This window comes from Citrobacter sp. wls829 (genome assembly GCF_005280825.1).
Classification (GTDB): Bacteria; Pseudomonadota; Gammaproteobacteria; order Enterobacterales; family Enterobacteriaceae; genus Citrobacter; species Citrobacter gillenii.
On the sequence record NZ_SZWP01000056.1, the window covers coordinates 46,863 to 73,030 of the forward strand.

24 protein-coding genes are annotated in these 26,168 nt (G+C 54.0%); 14 read left to right on the top strand and 10 right to left on the bottom strand.

Going from position 1 to position 26,168, the window contains the following annotated elements; genetic code table 11:
- Positions 1-361: 361 nt before the first annotated feature.
- The 5 genes from hofQ to FDW88_RS10940 are packed head-to-tail and all read right to left on the bottom strand — an operon-like array spanning position 362 to position 3,678.
- Positions 362-1,600, bottom strand: a complete 1,239-nt coding sequence (gene hofQ, locus FDW88_RS10920) for a DNA uptake porin HofQ (protein WP_137362548.1) — start codon at positions 1,598-1,600, stop codon at positions 362-364.
- Complete coding sequence (locus FDW88_RS10925; RefSeq protein WP_137362549.1) at positions 1,512-1,916, bottom strand: HofP DNA utilization family protein; 405 nt, start codon at positions 1,914-1,916, stop codon at positions 1,512-1,514. The genes hofQ and FDW88_RS10925 overlap by 89 nt, the downstream gene beginning before the upstream one ends.
- Positions 1,906-2,376, bottom strand: a complete 471-nt coding sequence (locus FDW88_RS10930) for a hypothetical protein (RefSeq protein WP_117342460.1) — start codon at positions 2,374-2,376, stop codon at positions 1,906-1,908. The genes FDW88_RS10925 and FDW88_RS10930 overlap by 11 nt, the downstream gene beginning before the upstream one ends.
- Positions 2,360-2,899 carry a PilN domain-containing protein gene (locus FDW88_RS10935; RefSeq protein WP_137362550.1) on the bottom strand — a complete coding sequence of 180 codons (540 nt, stop codon included), beginning with the start codon at positions 2,897-2,899 and terminating at the stop codon, positions 2,360-2,362. Before FDW88_RS10935 ends, FDW88_RS10930 begins: the two co-directional genes overlap by 17 nt.
- Complete coding sequence (locus FDW88_RS10940; RefSeq protein WP_135911290.1) at positions 2,899-3,678, bottom strand: DNA utilization protein HofM; 780 nt, start codon at positions 3,676-3,678, stop codon at positions 2,899-2,901. The genes FDW88_RS10935 and FDW88_RS10940 overlap by 1 nt, the downstream gene beginning before the upstream one ends.
- Positions 3,679-3,798: 120 nt before the next feature.
- Here FDW88_RS10940 and mrcA point away from each other — a divergent pair, with 120 nt between their 5' ends.
- Positions 3,799-6,351 (top strand): peptidoglycan glycosyltransferase/peptidoglycan DD-transpeptidase MrcA, encoded by a 2,553-nt coding sequence (mrcA, locus tag FDW88_RS10945; protein WP_170974165.1) that lies wholly within the window; start codon positions 3,799-3,801, stop codon positions 6,349-6,351.
- Between the two features lie 95 nt (positions 6,352-6,446).
- Here the strand turns inward: mrcA and nudE are convergent, their stop codons facing one another.
- On the bottom strand, positions 6,447-7,007 hold the full coding sequence (nudE, locus tag FDW88_RS10950) for an ADP compounds hydrolase NudE (protein WP_161959015.1): 561 nt from the start codon (positions 7,005-7,007) through the stop codon (positions 6,447-6,449).
- Positions 7,008-7,330: 323 nt separating this feature from the next.
- Here nudE and igaA point away from each other — a divergent pair, with 323 nt between their 5' ends.
- The 4 genes from igaA to hslO are packed head-to-tail and all read left to right on the top strand — an operon-like array spanning position 7,331 to position 11,510.
- Positions 7,331-9,466 carry an intracellular growth attenuator protein IgaA gene (igaA, locus tag FDW88_RS10955; protein WP_117342462.1) on the top strand — a complete coding sequence of 712 codons (2,136 nt, stop codon included), beginning with the start codon at positions 7,331-7,333 and terminating at the stop codon, positions 9,464-9,466.
- 60 nt (positions 9,467-9,526) lie between these two features.
- On the top strand, positions 9,527-10,195 hold the full coding sequence (gene yrfG, locus FDW88_RS10960) for a GMP/IMP nucleotidase (RefSeq protein WP_096759274.1): 669 nt from the start codon (positions 9,527-9,529) through the stop codon (positions 10,193-10,195).
- A 10-nt stretch (positions 10,196-10,205) separates the two neighbouring features.
- On the top strand, positions 10,206-10,607 hold the full coding sequence (gene hslR / locus FDW88_RS10965) for a ribosome-associated heat shock protein Hsp15 (RefSeq protein WP_115257302.1): 402 nt from the start codon (positions 10,206-10,208) through the stop codon (positions 10,605-10,607).
- A 24-nt stretch (positions 10,608-10,631) separates the two neighbouring features.
- The gene (gene hslO / locus FDW88_RS10970; RefSeq protein WP_096759272.1) at positions 10,632-11,510 is read left to right on the top strand and encodes an Hsp33 family molecular chaperone HslO; all 879 of its coding nucleotides are present in this window, start codon (positions 10,632-10,634) and stop codon (positions 11,508-11,510) included.
- Positions 11,511-11,560: 50 nt separating this feature from the next.
- On the opposite strand, the gene FDW88_RS10975 is transcribed toward hslO, so the two are convergent.
- Positions 11,561-13,279 carry a DUF4153 domain-containing protein gene (locus FDW88_RS10975; protein WP_137362552.1) on the bottom strand — a complete coding sequence of 573 codons (1,719 nt, stop codon included), beginning with the start codon at positions 13,277-13,279 and terminating at the stop codon, positions 11,561-11,563.
- 378 nt (positions 13,280-13,657) lie between these two features.
- Between FDW88_RS10975 and pckA the strand changes: the two genes are divergently transcribed.
- The 3 genes from pckA (at position 13,658) to nadS (ending at position 16,070) form a co-directional block, all read left to right on the top strand.
- Complete coding sequence (gene pckA / locus FDW88_RS10980; protein WP_115257300.1) at positions 13,658-15,280, top strand: phosphoenolpyruvate carboxykinase (ATP); 1,623 nt, start codon at positions 13,658-13,660, stop codon at positions 15,278-15,280.
- A 123-nt stretch (positions 15,281-15,403) separates the two neighbouring features.
- Positions 15,404-15,721: a type II toxin-antitoxin system RelE/ParE family toxin gene (locus tag FDW88_RS10985; protein WP_117342464.1), complete on the top strand. Its 318-nt coding sequence runs from the start codon at positions 15,404-15,406 to the stop codon at positions 15,719-15,721.
- Between the two features lie 52 nt (positions 15,722-15,773).
- Positions 15,774-16,070, top strand: coding sequence for a NadS family protein (nadS, locus tag FDW88_RS10990; protein WP_003837894.1), 297 nt, complete (start codon positions 15,774-15,776; stop codon positions 16,068-16,070).
- A 55-nt stretch (positions 16,071-16,125) separates the two neighbouring features.
- On the opposite strand, the gene envZ is transcribed toward nadS, so the two are convergent.
- Both envZ and ompR read right to left on the bottom strand, forming a co-directional pair.
- Entirely contained in the window at positions 16,126-17,478 is a 1,353-nt protein-coding gene (gene envZ, locus FDW88_RS10995) for a two-component system sensor histidine kinase EnvZ (protein ID WP_096759268.1), read from the bottom strand.
- Positions 17,475-18,194: a two-component system response regulator OmpR gene (gene ompR, locus FDW88_RS11000; protein ID WP_001157751.1), complete on the bottom strand. Its 720-nt coding sequence runs from the start codon at positions 18,192-18,194 to the stop codon at positions 17,475-17,477. The genes envZ and ompR overlap by 4 nt, the downstream gene beginning before the upstream one ends.
- A gap of 226 nt (positions 18,195-18,420) precedes the next feature.
- Between ompR and greB the strand changes: the two genes are divergently transcribed.
- From greB to feoC, 5 genes are all read left to right on the top strand, one after another.
- On the top strand, positions 18,421-18,894 hold the full coding sequence (gene greB / locus FDW88_RS11005) for a transcription elongation factor GreB (protein ID WP_003023524.1): 474 nt from the start codon (positions 18,421-18,423) through the stop codon (positions 18,892-18,894).
- Between the two features lie 96 nt (positions 18,895-18,990).
- A complete protein-coding gene (locus FDW88_RS11010; RefSeq protein WP_135911286.1) occupies positions 18,991-21,327 on the top strand; it encodes a Tex family protein in 2,337 nt (778 codons plus the stop codon).
- A 430-nt stretch (positions 21,328-21,757) separates the two neighbouring features.
- Positions 21,758-21,985, top strand: a complete 228-nt coding sequence (gene feoA / locus FDW88_RS11015) for a ferrous iron transporter A (protein ID WP_115257296.1) — start codon at positions 21,758-21,760, stop codon at positions 21,983-21,985.
- 18 nt (positions 21,986-22,003) lie between these two features.
- Entirely contained in the window at positions 22,004-24,322 is a 2,319-nt protein-coding gene (gene feoB, locus FDW88_RS11020) for a Fe(2+) transporter permease subunit FeoB (RefSeq protein ID WP_137362553.1), read from the top strand.
- 10 nt (positions 24,323-24,332) lie between these two features.
- Positions 24,333-24,569: a [Fe-S]-dependent transcriptional repressor FeoC gene (feoC, locus tag FDW88_RS11025; protein WP_096759504.1), complete on the top strand. Its 237-nt coding sequence runs from the start codon at positions 24,333-24,335 to the stop codon at positions 24,567-24,569.
- 76 nt (positions 24,570-24,645) lie between these two features.
- On the opposite strand, the gene bioH is transcribed toward feoC, so the two are convergent.
- Positions 24,646-25,416, bottom strand: a complete 771-nt coding sequence (gene bioH, locus FDW88_RS11030) for a pimeloyl-ACP methyl ester esterase BioH (protein WP_137362554.1) — start codon at positions 25,414-25,416, stop codon at positions 24,646-24,648.
- A 37-nt stretch (positions 25,417-25,453) separates the two neighbouring features.
- Here bioH and gntX point away from each other — a divergent pair, with 37 nt between their 5' ends.
- Complete coding sequence (gene gntX / locus FDW88_RS11035) at positions 25,454-26,137, top strand: DNA utilization protein GntX (protein ID WP_115257293.1); 684 nt, start codon at positions 25,454-25,456, stop codon at positions 26,135-26,137.
- The last annotated feature ends 31 nt before the right edge of the window (positions 26,138-26,168 follow it).

Genomic DNA, 26,168 nt, shown 5'->3' on the forward strand with positions numbered 1-26,168 from the left:
TTCGCAGACACTCAGCGCAGCAGGACATGAACTGAAACCTCATAAGATATTGCGAGAGTCAGACTGAAAATTATCTCAATACTCAAGCGGGTTTGGCAACTGAATAAATCACCAAACCTTTCGCATTTCTGGTCGTGGCAGGCGTATTGCCCTGCAAACATCAGGCCTGGCAACGAATCGCACGGCCAAATGACGCCAAATCAACCCATGACACACCACCAGAAAGGCAAAGCGTATTACCGGTGCACAAGTAAAGAAAACGACCGACGCTCAAATCGGTACTCCTTGTATGCTAAATACACCCGCACGTCAAATTTCTGAAACATGTCCAGTGCAAAAACAACGGCTTTTCATGCATAAATTATTCGCTCGAGACCAGTCTGGGCGTGATAAAAACCACTAACTCGCGCCGCTCATCCTCTTTACCGTCATGGCGAAATAAATATCCAAGCCAGGGGATATCGCCTAACAACGGCACGCTGTCCGCCGCAGATTTATTTTTATGCGAAAAAATCCCACCCAGCGCGATTGTCTCTCCGCTTTTTACCTCGACCTGCGTTTCAATTTCCTGCTTATCGATAGCCAGTACTTCGCCATCCGCCTGCTGTAACACCTGCCCGGGGACATTCTGGCTGATATGCAACTTTAGTCTAATTCGCCCTTTTTGCAGCACGGTTGGCGTCACCTCCATTCCCAGTACGGCTTCTTTGAACTCAACGGACGTGGCTCCGCTTTCCCCGCTGGAGACCTGATAAGGGATCTCGCTGCCCTGCTTAATACTGGCAGGTTGCAGGTGAGAAGCCAGTAATCGTGGGCTGGCGATGATATCAAGCTGCTGTTTTTGCTCCAGTGCAGACAGCTCCAGTTCCAGTAGACGACCATTGATACGACCAATGTTAAACCCCACACGCGACGTCGCTGCGGACACAGAGAGATCGCTGGTCATTGTAGTGACGCTGCCCACCGTCCCCGCTTGCGTGGCATCGGCGAGCGACCATTTCACGCCCAACTCGTGTAGGCTTTTTTCGTTAATCGTCACAATGTGTGCCGCCAGTTCGACCTGTTCAACCGGCAAGTCCATCTGCGCCACCCACGTTTCCAGCGCCATCAGCGCAGGTTTGTTATCGCGAAGCAGCAGTCGATTCGTGCGTTTATCTACCGTCATACTGCCTTTGGCGCTCAGCAGTTTCTCACCCGCTTTTGCCAGATCGGCGGCGTCAGCGTACTGCAAAACAATGCTGCGATGTTCCAGCGGGAGACTGGCCTGCCGCCGCGCCTGCTCACTCTCCAGGCGTGCCACATTTTCATTCTGCCAGCCTACCGAATGCACATGCAGGATGTTCCCCTCCTGGCGCAACACCAGTCCGGCGCTTTTCACCACCGTCTGGAATGCCTGCTTCCACGGGACATCCGTCAGATGCAACGACATCACGCCGCTGACATCGGGCGAAATCACCAGATTTTTTCCTTCCTGCTCAGCCATCGCCTGCAATACCTGAACCACGGGAACATCATCCACCACCAGCGTCACGTTTGGCGCTTTTCCCGCCAGCACGCTGGGGATGACGACCATCAGCACCACGGCTATCCATCGCTTCATACCCTTCTCCTTGTCGTTGCCACTGCCAGCGTGACGGCTCACAGTCTTTACCCATCTCAATAGTTATGCTTTGTGCCGAGATATGAGAAACCGTCCATCCCCCCTTCAGCGCCTCATGCAGTTCGATCCGCCGCCATGTATTTTTACCATCCTGAACCAGGCCAATCAGGCGCGCTCCCCGGCTTACCGCGCCTTGATAACGCCACGTCGACAGCTCAGTGGTATGGCAACGATCCTCCGGCGGCTGGAAAGGATCGCGCATCCCGGTCAGTATCAGCAGGCTAATCCCCACCAACAGTCCACGCTTAACCGTCATTCAGGCGCTCCAGCTGCAGTGTTAGCATCAGCTCGGCATCCTCCAGGCGAAGAGAAAAACTGTTGACCTGCATCCCCCGTTCCGCCAGCCGGACAAACAATGCTGGAACAGCATCCCAGGCAGGCTTCAGCGTCATCTCCCCGCCCTGTGCAGAAGGCTGCCAGTGAGTCAGGCGTGAAAGCGGAGTCTGAAAATCCAGAGCGGAAAAAGGCATCGTATTCTCGTCATTAGCCCAAAGTGTGGGGTCAGCCGGTGTAACCAGTTGGTACAGATTCCGCCATTGCGCCTGGTTCGCCGCATGTTGCTGCCGCAGTTCCTCCCGTTGTACGTTCCATTCTTGCCGTAGCGGATAAAGCAGGCACAACATGACCATCAGCGCCATGGTGACACTCCAGCCGCCCCAGCAGACGATTCGACAACGCGGCGACAAGGCCAGCCAACGATCACAGAGTACGTTCATGCATTACGCTCCGCGTCAGACGATAGTGAAATTGCCAACGTCCCAACGCATCCTTCTGAGTTTCGCCGGGGTCGCCTAAGCGAAAAAAGGACTGTTTGCGTAATTGCGTTTCCAGCGCATTGAGGGCGCTAAAGTTCTGCGCCATTCCGCTCAGTTCCAGCACTTCATGTTGCCAGGTCAGGGTTGTCAGCCACACCTGTTCGGGCAGTAAATTTGCCAGTCCTTCGAGCATCGGTTGCCAGCTTCGCGTCTGATCTCGCTGCGTTTTACGCAGCTGTCGCTGTTGCCATTGTTGCTGGCGCAGGAGTAAATGCGGTTTTTGGGCCACAAGCGCCTCGCCCCGCATTTTCTCAGCAGCTATCTTCACCATTTTTGCCCGGTTGTCTTCGATGACGACAGCGTAATAGCTCAGTGCACAACCAACGATCAACAGCAGCGATCCGCTAAATAAAACAGCCCAAAACCGCAGGCAGGCACGCCGCTGTGACTGACGCCAGGGGAGAAGGTTGATGGTCGCTATCATCAGTCTGTTCCCCCCATTGCCAGCCCAAGCGCAATAGTAAAGATATGACTTTCAGGCGGAATGGGCGGCTGACGAACAGACACCACGCTTAAGGGGTCAAAACGGCCTGGCCCGCACAACGCAATCTCTTCCGGGGAAAGCGATAATGTTGCAGCAAGATCGTCGATAGCGTGACTGTCGCCCACCGGTTTACGCCCCCATGCATAACGAGTCGCCCACAACCACTGCGCGTCATCGCGCCAGGCCAGACACTGCTGATGCGCCGATAAGTACGGTATAAAGCGCTGTAACGCGCTGGCATCCGGCGTAATGGCGGTTATCTGTACTTTCAGCGTTTGCATCAGCGTCAGGAGGGTCGACACCTCTTTGCTTTGCGCGGCGGTCACGTTAAAGGCCGGACTTAAGGTGTCTTCGCTATAATCGAATTGCAGCGCATCTGGGTCCATATCCAGCTCACGCGCCATCGACCCAGACAACCATGCCGTTTGTTCTGGCTCACGCAGCGTCATGACTGGGCGGGGGATCTTTTTTTGTAACGTCCTGTGGGCGGGAAAGGACAGATGAATGTGGTGTCTGCGAGGGAGTTCACGACTCCACGGCAATAACACCTTGCTGAGCTGTTCAGGTGCGCGAATGTGCCCGTCGACAATCGTCTGGTTCGCCAGCGGCAACCGCCACCAGCGCTGTAGAAACCAACCGGAGGCGTCGCGAACGACGGCCACAGCCAGCACGTCATGTTGCTGAATATGCAGACCAATTTGCCAGATATTGAAAGCCATTGCTGATGATCTCCTTATCACCCGTTGCTTTAACGGGTATATCAATGCGTCTGGCTTGCCTTTATACTACCGCGCGTTTGTTTATAAACTGCCCAAATGCCACTAAATGGGAAATCTCCAGTGAAGTTCGTAAAGTATTTATTAATCCTTGCAGTATGTTGCATCCTGCTGGGAGCAGGCTCGATTTATGGCCTCTATCGCTATATTGAGCCGCAATTACCTGACGTCGCGACGTTAAAAGATGTGCGTTTGCAGATCCCGATGCAGGTTTACAGCGCTGACGGCGAACTGATCGCGCAATATGGCGAGAAACGTCGTATTCCGGTCACGCTGGATCAGATGCCGCCGGAAATGGTCAAAGCCTTTATCGCCACCGAAGACAGCCGCTTTTATGAGCACCACGGCGTTGACCCGGTGGGGATCTTCCGTGCGGCCAGCGTTGCGCTGTTCTCCGGGCACGCGTCGCAAGGGGCGAGTACCATCACCCAACAGTTGGCGAGAAACTTCTTCCTCAGCCCGGAACGCACGCTGATGCGTAAGATCAAAGAGGTCTTCCTCGCGATCCGCATCGAGCAACTGCTGAGTAAAGATGAGATCCTCGAGCTTTATCTGAATAAGATCTACCTGGGGTATCGCGCCTATGGCGTTGGTGCCGCAGCACAAGTCTATTTCGGTAAGACGGTCGACCAGCTCAGCTTAAGCGAGATGGCAGTCATCGCCGGTCTGCCAAAAGCACCGTCAACCTTCAACCCGCTCTATTCAATGGATCGGGCTACCGCGCGACGTAACGTTGTGCTGTCGCGTATGTTGAGCGAAAACTACATCACGCAGGACCAGTACGATCAGGCACGCAGCGAAGCTATTGACGCCAACTATCACGCGCCGGAAATTGCCTTCTCTGCGCCGTATCTGTCTGAAATGGTGCGCCAGGAAATGTATAGCCGTTATGGTGAAAAAGCCTATGAAGACGGGTATCGCATCACCACCACCATTACGCGTAAAGTCCAACAGGCGGCCCAGCAGGCGGTCCGTAATAACGTCATGGATTACGACATGCGCCACGGCTACCGTGGCCCGTCAAACGTGCTATGGAAAGTGGGCGAAAGCGCCTGGGACACCAAGAAAATCACCGACTCACTAAAAGCGCTGCCGACCTACGGACCGCTGCTGCCGGCGGTGGTCACCAACGCAAATCCACAGGAAGCGACCGCCACGCTGGCGGACGGCACATCGGTGGCGCTGCGTATGGAAGGCATGCGCTGGGCGCGTCCTTACCGCTCCGATACCCAACAGGGCCCGACGCCGCGAAAAGTGACCGATGTTGTCCAGACGGGTCAGCAAATCTGGGTCCGCCAGGTCGGTGACGCCTGGTGGCTGGCACAGGTTCCTGACGTCAACTCCGCGTTGGTCTCCATCAATCCGCAAAACGGCGCGGTAATGGCGCTGGTTGGTGGCTTTGATTTCAACCAGAGCAAGTTTAACCGTGCTACCCAGGCGTTACGTCAGGTCGGTTCAAATATCAAACCGTTCCTCTACACCGCGGCAATGGATAAAGGCCTGACGCTGGCCAGTATGCTGAATGACGTCCCGATTTCCCGCTGGGATGCGGGCGCAGGTTCTGACTGGCAGCCGAAAAACTCACCGCCGCAATATGCCGGCCCTATCCGCTTACGTCAGGGGCTGGGTCAGTCGAAGAACGTGGTGATGGTCCGCGCCATGCGCGCGATGGGCGTAGATTACGCAGCAGAGTATCTGCAACGTTTTGGCTTCCCGGCGCAAAATATTGTTCATACCGAGTCGCTGGCGCTGGGTTCCGCCTCGTTCACCCCGCTGCAGGTTGCCCGCGGCTACGCGGTGATGGCCAACGGTGGTTTCCTGGTTGATCCGTACTTCATCAGTAAGATTGAAACCGATCAGGGCGGTGTTATCTTCGAAGCGAAGCCCAAAATTGCCTGTCCGGAGTGTGATATTCCGGTGATTTATGGCGACACCCAGAAATCTAACGTGCTGGAAAACAGTAACGTTGAAGACGTTGCCATTTCTCAGGAACAGCAGAATGCCGCGGTGCCAATGCCGCAACTTGAGCAGGCGAATCAGGCGCTGGTCGCGCAAAGCGGGACCCAGGAATACGCCCCGCATGTGATCAACACGCCGCTGGCGTTCCTGATTAAAAGCGCGCTGAACACCAATATCTTTGGTGAGCCAGGCTGGATGGGTACCGGCTGGCGTGCAGGTCGTGATTTACAGCGTCGAGATATCGGCGGCAAAACCGGGACCACCAACAGCTCGAAAGATGCCTGGTTCTCCGGCTACGGCCCAGGGGTCGTGACCTCGGTATGGATTGGTTTTGATGACCATCGCCGTAACCTTGGACACTCTACGGCCTCGGGTGCGATCAAAGATCAGATCTCCGGCTATGAAGGGGGGGCGAAGAGTGCCCAGCCAGCGTGGGATGCCTATATGAAGAGTGTGTTAGAGGGCGTACCAGAGCAGCCGCTGACGCCACCGCCAGGTATCGTAACGGTCAATATCGATCGCAGCACCGGTCAACTGGCGAGCGGCGGCAACAGTCGCGAAGAGTATTTTATTGAAGGGACTCAGCCCACACAGCAGGCGGTACATGAAGTGGGGACCACCATTATTGATAATGGTGAGGCTCACGAACTGTTCTGATCTATTGCCGGATGGCGCTTCGCTTATCCGGCCTACTTAACGCAACATTGTAGGCCGGATAAGACGCCTCTGGCGTCACCTTCCGGCGCTATACGCTACAGTCGTCCCTGCCCTTTCAGCCATTCACGCACCAGAAACAGCGCGCTCACATTACGCGCTTCGTGAAAGTCCGGGTCTTCTAACAAATCCATCAAATGTGCCAGCGGCCAGCGCACCTGCGGCAACGGCTCGGGTTCATCACCTTCCAGCGATTCAGGATACAGGTCCTCGGCCACGACGATGTTCATCTTGCTGGAGAAATAGGACGGTGCCATGCTGAGTTTTTTCAAAAACGTCAGGTCATTTGCCCCAAACCCGACCTCTTCTTTCAGCTCCCGATTCGCCGCTTCAAACACGCTTTCACCGGGATCGATTAACCCTTTGGAAAAACCAAGCTCATAAGATTCGGTCCCGACCGCGTACTCGCGGATGAGAATCAGATGGTCATCAACAATCGGCACAATCATTACCGCTTCGCGCGTGGACGGACGCATACGTTCGTAGACGCGGCGTACGCCGTTGCTGAACTCAAGGTCAACACTTTCGACTTTAAACAGCCGGGATTGTGCGACGGTTTCCACTTTCAGAATCGTGGGTTTTTGTAATGATTTGCTCATCGTGAGAGTCTTTGCCGTGAAATCTGGGGTCATTGTGCGATATACCGCACGGTTTCGGCAATGTGAATTGCCGTTTATTTACATTTATGTAACGTACTAAAAGTTAATTCCCATTTCAAATTAAAAGTCAATAGGTTGAAATAACTCCAGGAATTTGCTGATATGCCGTTTTTGGTGATTTTGCTATGATTCGCATTTACTGGGCTGTACTTTAAAGATGCTCAAGTTCAACTCCACGCTTGCCGATAGCCAACGACAGAATCACGATTATTTTCCAGGGTGCGACTGACCACGCCTGACAGACTAAGTAAGATGGGGAAAGCATGAGCACCATTCTGATTTTTTTAGCTGCTTTGCTGGCCTGCTCGTTACTTGCAGGGTGGCGACTCAGATCAAAATCCAGGCGGCAAAAACTGCCCTGGAGTAACGTTTTCTCAGACGCCAATAAGCGTAAACTGACGCCCGAAGAGCGCAGCGCAGTCGAAAACTACCTGGAAAACCTGAGTCAAAATCAGCAGATACCTGGCCCAACAGGCGCCAGCGCCGCCCCTGTATCGCTCACACTGAATGCCCAAAGTAATAGCGTCATCGTGCTGACCCATTCGATTACGCGCTACGGTATCACCACGGACGATCCCAATAAGTGGCGTTATTATCTGGATTCCGTCGAAGTGCATTTGCCTCCCTTCTGGGAACAATACATCAATGACGAAAATAGCGTTGAGCTGATCCACACAAATACGCTACCGCTGGTGATCTCGTTAAACGGTCATACGCTGCAAGAGTACATGCAGGAAGCGCGTGGCTATGCGCTACAGCATACTGCATCGACGCAGGCCTCTATTCGTGGTGAAGAAAGCGAGCAAATTGAGCTGCTAAATATTCGCCAGGAAACCCATGAAGAGTATGCGCTGAGCCGCCCGGCAGGGCTCCGCGAGGCATTGCTGATTGCCGCATCTTTCCTGCTGTTCTTCTTTTGCTTAATCGTGCCGGATGGCTTTGTACCGTGGCTGGCCGGTGGTGCCGTATTGCTGCTGGCTGCGGGCCTGTGGGGACTGTTCGCCCCGCCGTCTAAAACTGCCCTGCGGGAGATCCATTGCCTGCGCGGAACCCCGCGTCGTTGGGGGCTGTTTGGCGAAAACGACCAGGAACATATTAATAATATCTCACTGGGTATTATCGATCTGATTTATCCGCCTCACTGGCAGCCCTACATTGCGCAAGATCTCGGGCAGCAAACGGATATCGATATTTATCTCGATCGCCACGTTGTCCGCCAGGGGCGTTTTTTATCCTTGCATGACGAAGTGAAAAACTTCCCCTTGCAGCACTGGCTACGCAGCGCTGTTATCGCAGGGGGATCGTTGCTGGTCCTGCTGATGCTGCTGTTCTGGATCCCGCTGGATATGCCGATAAAATTCACGCTGTCCTGGATGAAAGGTGCGCAAACTATCGAGGCCACCAGCGTTAAGCAGCTCGAAAACGCCGGGGTTCGCGTCGGCGATACCCTGCATCTGAGCGGTACGGGAATGTGCAACATTCACACATCCGGAAGCTGGAACGCACAGCCCACCACGCCTTTTCTACCTTTCGATTGCTCACAGATTATCTGGAATGATGCACGCGCGCTGCCGCTGCCCGAGTCCGATTTGGTGAATAAAGCGACGGCACTCACGCAGGCCGTCAGCCGCCAACTACACCCCAAACCCGATGATGATTCCCGTGTCAGCGCATCGTTACGATCGGCCATTCAGAAATCCGGCATGGTATTACTGGATGACTTTGGTGAGATTGTCCTGAAGACCGCCGACCTGTGCGCCGCCGAAGATGAATGTGTGCGCCTGAAAAATGCGCTGGTCAATCTGGGTAACAGTAAAGACTGGACCGCGCTGGTGAAGCGGGCCAACGCAGGTAAGCTGGATGGTGTAAACGTGTTGCTGCGCCCGGTCAGCGCCGAGTCGCTGGATAACCTGGTCAATACCTCCACTGCGCCGTTTATTGCACGTGAGACCGCCCGCGCCGCTCAGGCTCTGAACAGCCCTGCGCCTGGCGGCTTCCTGATTATCAGTGACGAAGGCAGCGATCTGGTCGATCAGCCCTGGCCTGCCACATCGTTGTATGACTATCCGCCTCAGGAGCAGTGGAACGCCTTCCAGCGTCTGGCGCAGATGCTCATGCAGACGCCATTCCGCGCGGAAGGGATCGTCACCAATGTCACGACCGATGCCAATGGAACCCAGCACATCGGGCTGCACCGTATCCCGGATCGTTCAGGCCTGTGGCGTTACCTCGGCACCACCTTGCTGATGTTTTCCATGCTGGGTTGTGCGCTCTATAACGGCATTCAGGCGTTCAGACGCTACCAGCGCCACCGCTCACGCATCGCAGAAATTCAGGGATACTACGAAAGTTGCCTGAATCCCACGCTGATTGACGATCCGGAAAGCCTCATTCGATAACACGCCCGCGCGACAGGATATGCTACCCTGTCGCGCATCTGTTTTCCTTTGGGAGTTCCTATGCATATTGATATCGCCTGGCAGGACGTCGACACCGTGTTGCTGGATATGGACGGCACACTGCTCGATCTGGCGTTCGATAATTATTTCTGGCAAAAACTGGTGCCGGAAACGTATGGCGCGCAGCAGGGGATCTCTCCCGAGGAAGCCCAGAACTATATTCGCCAGCAATATCACGCCGTGCAACATACGCTAAACTGGTACTGCCTGGATTACTGGAGCGAACGCCTGGGTCTGGATATTTGTGCCATGACGACAGCCCAAGGGCCACGCGCCGTGCTGCGCGAAGATACTGTCCCCTTTCTTGATGCCTTAAAGGCCTGCGGCAAGCGCCGTATTTTGCTGACCAACGCGCATCCACATAACCTGGCGGTGAAGCTGGAGCATACCGGTCTGGCCTCACACCTTGATTTATTACTTTCCACCCATACATTTGGTTATCCCAAAGAGGATCAGCGGTTATGGCACGCTGTAGCTGAAGAAACGGGAATGCGTGCTGAGAAAACGCTGTTTATTGACGACAGCGAAGCCATTCTCGACGCTGCTGCTCAATTCGGCATTCGTTACTGCCTCGGCGTGACCAATCCCGATTCAGGTATTGCGGAAAAACAGTATGCACGCCATCCGTCACTGAATGACTACCGCCGACTGATCCCCTCACTGATGTGAAGGAGATGCCATGAAAGAGAAGCCCCCTGTTGACGTCAGGCTGGATAAATGGCTGTGGGCTGCGCGTTTTTATAAAACGCGTGCGATAGCTCGCGAAATGGTTGAAGGCGGTAAGGTGCATTACAACGGGCAGCGCAGTAAGCCGAGCAAGATTGTCGAGCTGAATGCCACCCTCACCTTGCGCCAGGGAAATGACGAGCGGACGGTGATTATTAAGGCCATTACCGAACAGCGTCGCCCGGCAACGGAAGCCGTTACGCTGTACGAAGAAACCGCGCAAAGCGTGGAAAAGCGCGAAAAAATAGCGCTGGCGCGTAAACTTAACGCGTTGACCATGCCGCACCCGGACAGGCGACCGGACAAAAAAGAGCGCCGCGACCTGTTACGATTTAAACACGGCGACAGTGAATGACTGTCACCCGCAAGAGAGATGATTATGCCGCAACATGACCAATTACATCGTTATCTGTTTGAAAACTTTGCCGTGCGCGGCGAGCTGGTAACCGTTTCACAAACCCTGCAACAGATCCTCGAAAACCATACTTACCCACAGCCGGTTAAAACCGTGCTGGCCGAGCTGCTGGTCGCCACCAGCCTGCTGACCGCTACGCTAAAGTTTGCCGGTGATATCACCGTACAGCTCCAGGGCGATGGCCCGCTGAGCCTGGCGGTGATTAACGGTAACAACAAGCAGCAGATGCGCGGTGTCGCGCGCATTCAGGGCGATATCCCTGAAGATGCAGATCTGAAAACGCTGGTCGGTAACGGCTATCTGGTGATCACCATTACACCGGAAGAAGGTGAACGCTATCAGGGCGTGGTGGGTCTGGAAGGTGACACGCTGGCCGCCTGTCTGGAAGATTACTTCCTGCGTTCAGAACAGCTGCCAACGCGTCTGTTTATCCGCACTGGCGACGTCGATGGCAAGCCAGCAGCAGGCGGTATGCTGTTGCAGGTGATGCCAGCACAAGACGCGCAGGCCGATGATTTTACCCACCTCGCCACGCTGACGGAAACCATTAAAGCCGAAGAGCTGCTGACGCTGCCAGCAAATGATGTGCTGTGGCGTTTGTATCACGAAGAAGAGGTGACCCTGTACGATCCGCAGGACGTGGTGTTCAAATGCACCTGTTCACGTGAGCGTTGTGCAGATGCGCTAAGAACCCTGCCGGACGAAGAAGTGGACAGCATTCTGGCTGAAGAAGGCGAGATCGATATGAATTGCGATTACTGCGCGAGCCATTATCTGTTTAACGCGATGGATATTGCTGAGATCCGCAACAACGCATCCCCTGCTGACCCACAAGTACATTAAGTTCATTGCCCGGCAGACAGTCCATTCTGCCGGGCGACTTATTCCAGCGTTTACTCCGCGTAGTAGTTAATCTCTAACCGTTCCCCATCGAGAGTGATATCCCGCCAGATTCTGGGTGCTGTAGTCAGCCTGTGATTTTCCACCGCCTGCAAAAGCGTCGCTTTCGTGAATCCTTCAGGTAACTGGGCTGCGCCGAGCAAAGACCATTGCTTTTCCTTCATGCCAAAGATCAGACTTTCCCCCTCACCAAAAGCATAGAGCACCTGCTCCGGCTGACCATCTGCGTTAAGATCCTGATTCACTAGCACGCATGCATCCTGCTCAACACAGGAGTTAATGCGGTAGCTTTGCTGTTTTACAAACCGCCAGAATGCGTCATCGGGTTTTTTGCTACCCGGCGCAATCATCACCATCGGTGCCAGTTGCGTTGTGGTCAGTTCCCGCATGGGATCGAGGTTCCCGCGTAGAATGGCGTTTAAATCACGTCTGCGCTTACTGTCCTTAGTGAAAGCGTCATCTTTTTGTAACGCCTCCAACGCAGCACGCCCCGGTTTTCCGCTATTACGCAACATGTACAGGCTGACCTGATCCGGTGAAATTTGGCCACTATGATAACGGGCCATATGGCTGTTGACGCTAATACGCCAGACGTCAATGACCGGCGATGTCAGCAGAATCAACAGTCCCAGAGACAGTAACGAAACACCGAGGATGACTTTGCTCTGAATTTCCAGTGGATTGTGTCCGCGGCGCATAATGCTCGCCATGTAGCCGAATGACCAAACCAGCAGCACTGCGATGATCAGCGCACCATGCAGACGCTCAGGCGTCCAGCCATACTGATTGACGCGGACCCAGAGCGCCCAGCTGGCTATCAACATATAAACTGGGGCGACGAGAAGTGAGGTGTTAATCAGATAACGTAATGCCCCTGGATAGGGTAAGTCGCGTTTTTGCGGCTCGCGCACAACGACCATCAATAGCAGGAGCAGCAACGTCAGCGTCGACATCAGCCCCGCCGCAGACACCCGTTGCGAAATCGCCTCCAGACCGGTAAAGGGTAATGTCAGCATAAACATCAGCGCTAACAACGTGACCAGAGGCAACAGACCCGTGGCGATCAACGTCAGAAGCTTTTGTACCGCCGTCACCAGGCGTGACTGCGTACGTGCCAGAATCACCGCCAGCGCGGTAATAAGGCCAAACGTTACATAACCAAACCAGTCGGTCTCAAAGAATAGCGTGTTAAAAAAGGGAATACCGACCAGCTTAAACATCTCGCTCCACAGCAGGAGGACCATCCAGAACAGGCCGTTGGCGACAAAGACGATCAGCAATGTCAGAACATTCAGCCATATCTGGCTGTAAAACTGCGGATAGCGCGCCTGGTCGGTACGCGCATGGAGTTGGTACTGGATCCAGGGTAACGCCAGCATAGCCATGAGAAAGAGCCGCCAACCGTAGACAAAGAAAATCTCATCCTCATTCCACCGGTTCCCTCCTGCAACGTGCCCCTTCAACCAGATGCTCATCGCCAGTACAACGCAGAAGATCACCGCCATCCAGCACCACAGCGCGCGCTGTTTAAACGAGACCACAGAAAGCAGAATCGCCGACGTCAGCGCTATCGTTACAGGCATTCCATAGAACAGCCAGCTACTGTTATGGGGGATGAGGTAAGTCATCAGCAGGTAACACACTACGCCTTGCAGCAGGCCAATAAACATCATGCCCCAGCGGGTCGTACGTGAAAGCTCAACACTGTCCATGTCGTAATCCAGAATGAAGGGAAAAGATCATTATCGCATCAACATCACAATTATTGGCACTTACCGGTGTCTTTCAGCCCCTCACAACGCGACGTGAATCGATATTTCATATGTTTGAGTTACGTTATTTTCCTACATGAATGCGATTACACTCACAAGATTCCCGCCAAATATACTCTCCATTAACGTTTTAAGAACATTTTCCACAACAAAAAAGGGTTTCCTGCCATAATATCCGCCTATTTGCGACAGGAGTCGCAGCGTATTCAGTTATCTGTGATTTTGCCGGATGCGTAAATCTATGAGCCTTGTCGCGGTTAACAATCCCTAAAAAACCTTACTATTCCAGGTAATACATATTGGCTAAGGAGCAGTGAAATGCGTGTGAACAACAGTTTAACCCCGCAAGATCTCGAGGCTTATGGTATCAATGACGTTCAGGATATCGTTTACAATCCCAGCTACGACCTGCTGTACCAGGAAGAGCTTGATCCAAATCTGGAAGGCTACGAGCGCGGAGTGTTAACGAATCTGGGCGCCGTTGCTGTTGATACCGGTATCTTTACCGGGCGTTCACCAAAGGATAAGTACATTGTCCGTGACGACACCACGCGAGATACGCTCTGGTGGTCCGACAAGGGTAAAGGTAAGAACGACAACAAACCGCTTTCCCAGGAAACCTGGCAGCACCTGAAAGGATTAGTCACCCAGCAACTCTCAGGCAAACGCCTGTTTATCGTTGATGCATTCTGCGGCGCGAACGCCGATACCCGCCTTTCAGTGCGCTTTATTACCGAAGTCGCCTGGCAGGCACATTTCGTTAAAAACATGTTTATCCGCCCAAGCGATGAAGAACTGCTTGATTTTAAACCTGATTTTATCGTGATGAACGGTGCGAAATGCACCAACCCGCAGTGGAAAGAACAGGGGCTAAACTCTGAGAACTTCGTGGCTTTCAACCTGACTGAACGTATTCAGTTAATTGGCGGGACCTGGTACGGCGGAGAGATGAAAAAAGGCATGTTCTCCGTGATGAATTACCTGCTGCCGCTGAAAGGCATTGCCTCCATGCACTGCTCGGCAAACGTCGGTGAAAAAGGTGATGTGGCGGTGTTCTTTGGCCTGTCCGGTACCGGTAAAACCACGCTGTCTACCGACCCGAAACGTCGCCTGATTGGCGATGATGAGCACGGCTGGGACGACGACGGTGTGTTCAACTTCGAAGGCGGCTGCTACGCGAAGACCATCAAGCTGTCTAAAGATGCAGAACCAGAAATCTACAATGCGATTCGCCGCGATGCGCTGCTGGAAAACGTCACCGTACGTGAAGATGGTTCTATCGACTTCGATGACGGTTCTAAAACCGAGAATACCCGCGTTTCCTACCCGATTTATCACATCGATAATATCGTTAAACCAGTGTCAAAAGCGGGCCATGCCACCAAGGTTATCTTCCTGACCGCCGATGCGTTTGGCGTTCTGCCACCGGTATCCCGTCTGACCGCAGATCAAACCCAGTACCACTTCCTGTCTGGCTTCACCGCCAAACTGGCTGGAACCGAGCGCGGCGTGACTGAACCGACCCCAACATTCTCTGCCTGTTTCGGTGCGGCCTTCCTGTCACTGCACCCGACGCAGTACGCAGAAGTGCTGGTGAAACGCATGCAGGCTGCTGGCGCACAGGCCTATCTGGTTAACACCGGCTGGAACGGTACCGGCAAACGTATCTCGATTAAAGATACCCGCGCCATTATCGATGCCATCCTGAACGGTTCTCTGGATGACGCAGAAACGTTCCGTCTGCCGATGTTTGACCTGGCGATCCCAACCGAACTGCCGGGCGTAGACACACGTATTCTCGATCCGCGTAATACCTACGCGTCACCAGAACAGTGGCAGGAAAAAGCCAATGCGCTGGCGAAACTGTTTATCGAAAACTTCGAGAAGTATACCGATACCCCAGCGGGCGCCGCGTTAGTCAGCGCCGGTCCGAAGCTGTAATTTTTGATTCGTTATATAGCCCCTTATCTGAAAGGATAAGGGGCTTTTTATTGTATTTACTCTTTTAAAATGTACTCTGTACACCTATAATTTGTACTATTAGCCCCATGCGCAGGAAGCGCCATGTTCACATTTATTGAGCTACAGGGATTTAGTAAACGCCGTCCGTTACTTTTACCTGACGATGAGTTTCGTGCCTTTCAAGAGGCGCTTATTGAAAACCCTGAGGCAGGGGATACTATCGCTGGTACGGGGGGATTCAGAAAAATTCGCTGGAGTCGCTCTGGTATGGGTAAGCGCAGCGGTATTCGGGTTATCTATTACAACGTGACGCGTAAAGGTCGAATCTATCTGGCTTTGCTCTATCCTAAGAATGAACAGGATGATTTAACCGAAGAGCAAAAAAGAGTTTTAATGCACTTATCCGATATGCTGATTTAATTATGAGAATTTTAATCATCAGGACACCGCGATCCGGTGTGGTGAGGCCAAAATGAAAGACGAATTATTTGCCGATTTGCTGGCCAGTGCAGAAGAAATGGTACGTATAGAGAAAGGTGAAGAAACACCTAAACCTGAACATGTGCATACTTTTAGCGAAATTGATGTTAAAGCCATCCGCGAAGCAACAGGGTTACGCCAACAGGATTTTGCCATAGCGGTTGGTGTGAGTTATGACCTGGTTAAAAGCTGGGAAACGAAACGACGCCAACCCACTGGAGCACCAAGAAAACTGCTTTTATTAATTCAAAAAAACCCATTTATAATTAATCAATTAAAAGCAATTTAAGCCAGAGGTTTTACTGTTTACCCCATAAACAGAGGGAGGCTTTCGCCTCCCTTTTTTATGCGTCTTTGGTTGTTCCCGGCACACGGGAGACAGGAACCGGAAGCCAGGCGCGAATCGACAGCCCACCGCGTTCGCTGGTGCCGATTTCCAGCATGCCGTTATGGTTATCGATGATGCGCTGCACGATCGCCAGGCCCAGACCGGTACCGCTGGTACTACGGGCACTGTCGCCGCGTACAAACGGCTGGAACAGATGCTTACGCTGCTCCGGCTTGATGCCCGGACCATCATCCTCGACCTGGAACCAGGCGCGATGTGGCTCTGTGCCACTGCTAACCTTAATCCAGCCATTACCATAGCGGGCAGCATTGACCACCATATTGGCAACCGCGCGTTTGATCGACAGCGGATGCATCTTCACCTGAATGAGGCCAGGCTGCAGCGCGGTATCAATCTCACGTTCATAACCGCTTTCTGCCGCAACGACTTCTCCTAACACCGCGTTCAGATCCGCCATCTCCATCGGCATCTCCTGCCCGGTGCGCAGATAGTCGATAAACTGTTCGATAATGGCGTTACACTCTTCGATGTCCTTATTGATGGACTCCGCAAGGTAGCCGTCTTCTTCCCCCATCATCTCGGTCGCCAGGCGGATACGCGTCAGCGGCGTACGTAAATCGTGGCTTACCCCGGCCATCAGCAGCGTTCGGTCATCGGCCAGCTGCTTCACGCCCGCCGCCATATGGTTGAAGGCTCGGGTCACCGAGCGCACCTCAGAGGCACCATATTCGCGCAGTGGCGGCGGAATAATGCCTTTACCCACCTGCAACGCCGCATGTTCCAGATCCACCAACGGCCGGTTCTGGATACGAATAAACAGCCATGCACCACCGATTGCCAGCAGCATGATCGCCAGCGTATAGCGGAACAGCGGCGAGAAATCGCCCTGATGAATTTCAGTGAGAGGAACGCGAACCCAGATATTCGGAGACAGCCAGGTTTTCAGCCACACGACCGGCGAGCTTTTGTTGACCTCAACGCGAACTTCCGTCGGACCACCCAGCTGCTGCGCCATCTGATGACTTAAGAATTCATAGTGCTGCGCCCAACGCAACCCCGCTTCTTCAGCGGCTTCGTTGGAATAGAGGGAAATCCCCAGCTCACGGTAAATTTCCCGGCGGAATGCGGGAGGCACGACCAGTTGCGTGCCGTCCTCCAGCTGCAGTTTATCGGTCATCAGCATACGGACTTCGTAAGCCAGGACCTTATTAAACTGCTGGAGGCTCGGCAGGATCGCGAAGTTCAGCACCACCAGATAAGTCGTCACCAGGCTGGCGAACAGCAAGGTGACGATGAGCAATAACGTGCGAGCAAACGAACTTCGTGGCGAGAAGCGCATTCGCCTCATGCTTTAGAACCGTCCGGGACAAAGACGTAGCCCAGACCCCATACGGTCTGAATATAACGTGGATGTGCCGGATCTTCTTCCACCATACGACGCAGACGGGAAATCTGCACGTCAATAGAACGTTCCATCGCGGAGTACTCGCGACCACGGGCCAGGTTCATCAGCTTATCGCGGGACAACGGCTCACGCGGGTGACTGACCAACGCTTTCAGCACGGCAAATTCACCGCTGGTCAGCGGCATAGGTTCATCTTCACGGAACATCTCACGGGTGCCGAGGTTCAGTTTGAACTTACCAAAAGCGATAACCGCTTCTTCCTGAGACGGCGCGCCCGGCAGTTCATTTGCCTGACGACGCAGTACGGCACGAATACGCGCCAACAGTTCACGCGGGTTAAACGGTTTCGGGATATAGTCGTCAGCGCCGATTTCCAGCCCAACGATACGGTCAACCTCTTCCCCCTTCGCCGTCACCATAATGATCGGCATTGGGTTGCTCTGGCTACGCAGGCGGCGGCAAATCGACAGACCATCTTCACCTGGCAGCATCAAATCCAGTACCATAAGGTGGAAGGATTCACGGGTCAGCAGACGATCCATCTGCTCAGCGTTTGCGACGCTTCGAACCTGGAAGCCCTGCTCGGTCAGATAACGTTCCAGTAGCGCGCGCAGGCGCATGTCGTCATCGACCACCAGAATCTTATAGTTCTCTTGCATTGTTATTACTCCCAAAGGTTCGCAACAATTGTAAGTGTGTATTCTTAAGAAAGCTCACCTGAGTAACCAGCAAATTCTGGTATGAATTCCAGGCTAAATTGTTACAAAGCATATTAAACAGCAGCTTAAGTATACAATGTTTCTCGTAATACATTATTTATTCTGTTGATATGCTCACGTAATACCAATTGTGCGCATCATCACAGAATCAAGGTAAAACAATAAGATGAAAACGCCCCTGATAACCCGTGAAGGGTATGAAAAACTCAAACAAGAGCTGAATTACCTCTGGCGTGAAGAGCGCCCGGAAGTCACCAAGAAAGTGACCTGGGCCGCCAGTCTGGGTGACCGCAGCGAAAACGCTGACTACCAGTATAATAAAAAGCGCCTGCGCGAGATCGACAGACGCGTCCGTTATTTGACCAAGTGCATGGAGAATCTAAAAATTGTCGATTACTCCCCTCAGCAGGAAGGAAAAGTGTTCTTTGGCGCATGGGTTGAGATTGAAAATGATGACGGCGACATCCGCAAATTTCGCATTGTCGGCTACGATGAAATCTTTGGCCGTAAGGATTACATCTCTATCGACTCACCGATGGCGCGCGCCCTGCTCAAAAAAGAGGTCGGCGATCTCGCGGTAGTGAACACCCCTGGCGGAGAAGCAAGCTGGTACGTGAATGAGATTGAGTACGTTAAATAAGACGGAACAATCCGAAGCCCCTGCTGATGGCTGGCATTTTTGCCAGTCAATCCGTATAACTATCCCCTGATTTTTATCCTAAAGACGAAGCTATCCATGATGAATGATTCTTTCTGCCGCATTATCGCAGGTGAAATTCAGGCTCGTGCTGAACAGGTAGAAGCTGCCGTTCGCCTGCTTGATGAAGGGAACACCGTGCCGTTTATCGCACGTTATCGTAAGGAAATCACCGGCGGTCTGGATGACACGCAGCTGCGTAATCTGGAGACCCGTCTGGGATATCTGCGGGAACTGGAAGACCGCCGTCAGGCGATCCTCAAATCTATCGGCGAGCAAGGCAAACTGACCGACGATCTGGCGAAAGCGATCAACGGCACGTTAAGTAAGACCGAACTCGAAGACCTCTACCTGCCATACAAACCTAAACGCCGCACCCGTGGGCAAATCGCCATTGAAGCGGGTCTTGAGCCGCTGGCCGACCTGCTGTGGAACGATCCCTCTCACGACCCAGAAACCGAAGCAGCCAAATACCTCAATGCCGAAAACGGCGTGGCGGATACCAAAGCCGCGCTCGACGGCGCGCGCTACATTCTGATGGAGCGTTTTGCCGAGGACGCCGCGCTGCTGGCAAAAGTCCGTGATTACCTGTGGAAGAACGCCCATCTGGTTTCCATCGTAGTGAGCGGGAAAGAAGAGGAAGGCGCCAAATTCCGCGACTACTTCGATCACCACGAACCTATTTCCACCGTTCCTTCTCACCGAGCACTGGCGATGTTCCGCGGGCGTAACGAAGGCGTGCTGCAGCTTTCTCTGAATGCTGACCCGCAGTTCGATGAGCCGCCAAAAGAGAGCCACGGCGAGCAGATTATCCGCGATCATCTGGGTCTGCGCCTGAACAACGCACCGGCGGACAGCTGGCGTAAAGGCGTTGTCAGCTGGACATGGCGCATCAAAGTGCTGATGCACCTCGAAACCGAACTGATGGGCACCGTGCGCGAACGTGCGGAAGATGAGGCCATTAACGTCTTTGCCCGCAACCTGCACGACCTGCTGATGGCCGCTCCGGCCGGGTTGCGTGCCACTATGGGTCTCGATCCTGGTCTGCGTACCGGCGTGAAGGTCGCGGTTGTTGACGGGACCGGCAAGCTGGTGGCGACCGACACCATTTATCCGCATACCGGACAGGCAGCCAAAGCCGCCGTTGCTGTGGCCGCGCTGTGCGAAAAATACAACGTTGAGCTGGTGGCGATTGGCAACGGTACCGCATCGCGTGAGACCGAACGCTTCTTCCTCGACGTGCAGAAACAGTTCCCGAAAGTGACCGCGCAAAAAGTGATCGTCAGCGAAGCCGGGGCCTCGGTGTACTCTGCTTCTGAACTGGCGGCGCTGGAGTTCCCGGATCTCGACGTTTCCCTGCGCGGTGCGGTGTCTATTGCCCGCCGTCTGCAGGATCCGCTGGCCGAGCTGGTGAAAATCGACCCGAAATCGATCGGTGTCGGCCAGTACCAGCACGACGTTAGCCAGACCCAGCTTGCCCGTAAATTGGATGCGGTAGTCGAGGACTGCGTAAACGCCGTCGGCGTTGATCTGAATACCGCCTCCGTTCCGCTGTTGACTCGCGTAGCCGGTTTAACCCGCATGATGGCGCAGAACATTGTTGCCTGGCGTGATGAGAACGGTCAGTTCCAGAACCGTCAACAGTTGCTAAAAGTCAGCCGTCTGGGGCCTAAAGCCTTTGAGCAGTGCGCGGGCTTCCTGCGCATTAACCACGGCGATAACCCGCTGGATGCCTCAACCGTTCACCCGGAAGCCTATCCGATAGTGGAACGCATTCTGGCCGCCACCGAGCAGTCGCTGCGCGACCTGATGGGCAACAGCACTGAATTGCGTAACCTGAAAGCAGCCGACTTTACCGACGAGCGCTTCGGGGTGCCGACCGTAACCGACATCATCAAAGAGCTGGAAAAACCGGGTCGTGACCCGCGTCCTGAGTTCAAAACCGCACAGTTTGCTGACGGCGTAGAAACCATGAACGATCTGCTGCCGGGCATGATTCTGGAAGGCGCAGTCACCAACGTCACCAACTTTGGTGCGTTTGTCGATATCGGCGTTCATCAGGACGGTCTGGTGCATATCTCCTCGTTATCGAACAAATTCGTTGAAGACCCGCACACCGTGGTAAAAGCCGGCGACATTGTGAAGGTGAAAGTGCTGGAGGTTGATCTACCGCGTAAGCGTATCGCCCTGACCATGCGTCTGGACGAACAGCCGGGTGAAACCAATGCCCGTCGCGGCGGCGGTGGCAACAACGAGCGCACACAGGGTAACCGCCCGGCGCCTAAAGCCGCAAAACCCCGTGGTCGTGAGGCGCAGTCAGCCGGTAACAGTGCGATGATGGATGCACTGGCGGCGGCAATGGGTAAAAAGCGCTAGTGTGACGCGTGTGCCGGATGGCAGTGTAAACACCTTAGCCGGCCAACTTGTCGTAATTAACTTGTAGGCCGGATAAGACGCGCGAGCGTTGCCATCCGGCCTATTTAATATATTTATCGCTTTCCGTCACAATATATTTATCACTTTATTAACAGCTGAAACCTTAATTAAACATTAATAAATTCCAATAGTTTCTCCCTCGAATCATTCGTGTCAGACCTGAATAAATGTTGAGCCATATCAAAATTGACTCAAATTATTCGCCAATCCAACATTCCGTCACATTTATTCTATTGATGATAGAAACCATTCTCATTATCATTGTTTTGTTGATTATTTACTCTTTCCTTCGTTGGCTAATCATCTGGTCTCATGCCGCCTTTCGCCCCATGAGGTAATCATCCAGTTAGCGAGATATAAGTAGGTCCCTATGCAATTCACTCCAGACACTGCTTGGAAAATTACCGGTTTTTCTCGTGATATCAGCCCGGCGTACCGGCAGAAGCTCTTGTCGCTCGGCATGCTGCCAGGCTCATCGTTCAATGTGGTTCGCGTCGCCCCATTAGGCGATCCTATCCATATTGAAACACGCCGAGTCAGCCTGGTGTTGCGGAAAAAAGATCTGGCGTTATTAGAAGTGGAAGCGGTTTCCTGTTAATACAGTGAGTCTATAAAAATGAAAAAACTAACCATTGGTTTAATTGGTAATCCTAATTCCGGCAAGACAACATTATTCAATCAGCTTACCGGCGCGCGTCAGCGTGTGGGTAACTGGGCTGGCGTTACCGTTGAGCGCAAAGAAGGTCATTTCTCGACAACTGACCATCAGGTTACGCTGGTGGATTTACCCGGCACCTATTCTTTGACGACCATCTCATCGCAGACCTCCCTCGATGAGCAAATTGCCTGTCACTATATCTTAAGCGGCGACGCTGACCTGCTGATCAACGTGGTTGATGCCTCAAACCTCGAGCGTAACCTCTACCTGACGCTGCAACTGCTTGAACTGGGGATCCCCTGCATCGTCGCGCTGAACATGCTGGACATTGCTGAGAAGCAGCAAATCCGGATTGATATCGATGCCCTTTCCGCCCGTCTGGGCTGCCCGGTGGTGCCGCTGGTCTCAACCCGTGGTCGCGGGATTGAAGCACTGAAGCTGGCTATCGATCGCTACAAAGAAAACGACACCGTCGAGCTGGTACATTATGCCCAACCGCTGCTGCGTGAAGCCGAGTCTCTGGCTGACGCGATGGCCAAAGAGATGCCGCAGCAACAACGTCGCTGGCTCGGCCTGCAGATGCTGGAAGGCGATATCTACAGCCGTGCCTACGCGGGTGATGCGGCACAAAATCTGGATGCCGCGCTGACTCGCCTGAGTGAAACAATGGACGATCCGGCGCTGCATATTGCTGATGCACGTTACCAGTGCATTGCCGCCATCTGCGATACCGTCAGCAACACCCTGACCGCAGAGCCAAGCCGCTTCACCACCGCGGTCGATAAGGTCGTACTTAACCGCTTCCTCGGCCTGCCAGTATTTCTGTTCGTGATGTACCTGATGTTCCTGCTCGCCATTAACATCGGGGGCGCGCTGCAGCCGCTGTTTGACGTCGGTTCCGTGGCACTCTTTATCCATGGTATTCAGTGGATTGGCTACACCCTGCACTTCCCGGACTGGTTAACCATCTTCCTGGCGCAGGGTCTTGGCGGCGGGATTAACACCGTGCTGCCGCTGGTGCCGCAAATAGGCATGATGTACCTGTTCCTCTCGTTCCTCGAAGACTCCGGCTATATGGCGCGTGCTGCGTTTGTGATGGACCGTTTGATGCAGGCTCTGGGATTACCGGGTAAATCGTTTGTCCCGCTAATTGTCGGCTTCGGCTGTAACGTCCCTTCCGTGATGGGCGCACGCACGCTGGATGCACCGCGTGAACGTCTGATGACCATCATGATGGCGCCGTTTATGTCCTGCGGTGCGCGTCTGGCGATTTTCGCCGTGTTTGCTGCGGCGTTCTTTGGCCAGAACGGCGCGCTGGCCGTCTTCTCATTGTACGTACTGGGTATCGTCATGGCGGTACTGACCGGCCTGATGCTCAAGCACACCATTATGCGTGGCGAAGCCACACCGTTCGTGATGGAGCTGCCGGTTTACCATGTACCGCACGTGAAAAGCCTGGTCATTCAGACCTGGCAGCGCCTGAAAGGCTTTGTCCTGCGCGCCGGTAAAGTCATCATCATCGTCAGTATTTTCCTCAGCGCGTTTAACAGCTTCTCCCTGAGCGGAAAAATCGTCGATAACATCAACGACTCGGCGCTGGCGTCCGTCAGTCGCGTAATCACCCCTATCTTCAAACCGATTGGCGTACACGAAGATAACTGGCAGGCCACCGTGGGTCTGTTCACCGGAGCCATGGCAAAAGAAGTGGTTGTCGGTACGCTGAATACGCTCTATACCGCTGAAAATATTCAGGAAGAAGAGTTCAACCCGGCCGAGTTCAACCTCGGTGACGAGTTGGCAGGTGCGCTGGGTGAAACCTGGCAAAGTCTGAAAGACACCTTCAGCCTGAGCGTGCTGGCTAACCCTATCGAAGCCAGCAAAGGCGACGGTGAGATGGCAACCGGCGCAATGGGCGTGATGGGTGCGAAGTTCGGCAGCGCCGCCGCCGCGTACAGTTACCTGATTTTCGTGCTGCTGTATGTCCCGTGCATTTCGGTAATGGGCGCTATTGCTCGTGAATCCAGCCGTGGCTGGATGGGCTTCTCCATTCTGTGGGGACTGAACATCGCCTACTCTCTGTCGACGCTGTTTTACCAGACGGTCAGCTACAAAGAGCATCCGACCTACAGTCTGGTGTGCATTTTAACCGTCATTCTGTTTAACATCGTGCTGCTGGGAATGCTGCGCCGCGCACGCAGTCGGGTAGATATCGAACTGCTGGCGACCAATAAGACGCCAAGTTCCTGCTGTGCCAGCACCACCGGCGATTGCCACTAGGCGGTGAATGATGGCATCGCTTATTCAGGTACGTGATTTACTGGCTCTGCGGGGGCGTATGGAAGCAACACAAATCAGCCATACGCTGCACACCCCGCAGCCGATGATTGACGCCATGCTGAATCAGTTAGAACAGATGGGTAAAGCCGTGCGTATTCAGGAAGATGCCGACGGATGTCTTTCTGGAAGCTGCAAGAGTTGCCCTGAAGGGAAAGCCTGTCTGCGCGAATGGTGGGCATTACGCTAACCTGTTGCAATAGGCCGGATGGCGCTACGCTTATCCGGCCTACAAATAGCCCCCAATCCCCGAGCGGGATACAGCGCTAGATCTGCTGCTTCAACGCCACCAGCGCGGCACAGAACTCAGCAGGATGCGAAATAAACGGCGCATGTGCCGCTTTGGCGAATATCAACGACTCACTCTGCGGCCACAGTGCATCCAGCATCGGCACGACTTTACGCGGCACCAGACCATCGAGATAGCCGTACAAACGCAGGAACGGCATGTCCAGGGCGCAGAGCGGCTCACGCAGGTCGACCATTTTCAGGATCTCCAGCCCACCATTCAGCACCGCCACATCCGGCATCGGTAACGCCAGCACCGTTTTCTTCAGCGCTCGCGCATCCTGACGCGCCGTCTCCGTCCCCATCGTTTGCAGTGCCAGGAAACGCTCCACCGTCCGCTGGAAGTCTTCGCTAAGCTGCTGCTGGAAGCCCGCCAGCACTTCGGGCTTAATACCAGGCCACTCATCGCGTGCGCTAAAGCATGGCGAAGAGGCGACGGTAACCAGCGCCTGCACGCGCTCAGGATGGGTCAACGCCACCTGACTCGCCACCAATCCGCCCAGACTCCAGCCCAGCCAGATGGCTTTCTCCGGAGCCTGTTGCAAAACGCACTCCGCCATTTCTTCCAGCGGCATCGCACCAAAACCCTGACTGCGCCCAAATCCCGGTAAATCAACCAGGTGCAGCGTAAAATGCGAGCTTAATTCCTCACTTATGCAATGCCAGACTTCCGCATTCAGTCCCCATCCGTGCAGCAGCACAAGATGGCAATTTCCCGAACCCCGGGTCTGCCACCAGATGTCATTCATCAGTTACTGTTCTCTTTTGACCAACAAGGATGAACCTATGCTAACAGTACCAGGATTGTGCTGGCTATGCCGAATGCCGTTAATGCTCGGGCACTGGGGAATGTGTTCCGTTTGCACGCGTGCGACGTGTCAACATGTCTGCCTGTGCCCACAGTGCGGGCTGCCCGCCGCCCACCCCGATATTCCCTGCGGACGCTGCCTGCAAAAGCCGCCGCCGTGGCAGCGACTGATCGCGGTCAGTGACTACGTGCCGCCGCTGAGCGGGCTTATCCACCAGCTGAAGTTTTCCCGGCGTAGTGACATCGCCCCCGCACTGTCGCGCTTGATGTTGCTGGAGGTATTGCAGGCTCGCCGTACCCGTGGCCTTCCCCTGCCGGATCGGCTGATTAGCGTTCCACTCTGGCAACGCCGCCATTGGCGCAGGGGATTTAATCAAAGTGACTTACTGTGTCGCTCACTGGCACGCTGGCTGGGCTGCGACTGGGACGGTCAGGCCATCACACGAACTCGCCCCACCGCCACACAGCACCATCTCAGCGCCCGATTACGCAAACGCAACCTGAAAAATGCGTTTCGCCTTGAATTGCCGGTGCAGGGACTCCATATGGTTGTTGTGGATGATGTCGTCACTACCGGAAGTACCGTCGCGGAGATCGCGCAGCTGCTTTTACGCAACGGCGCGGCGACTGTCCAGGTATGGTGCCTGTGTCGAACCTTGTAGAGCCTCGATGATGGGCGTATTATAACCAAGT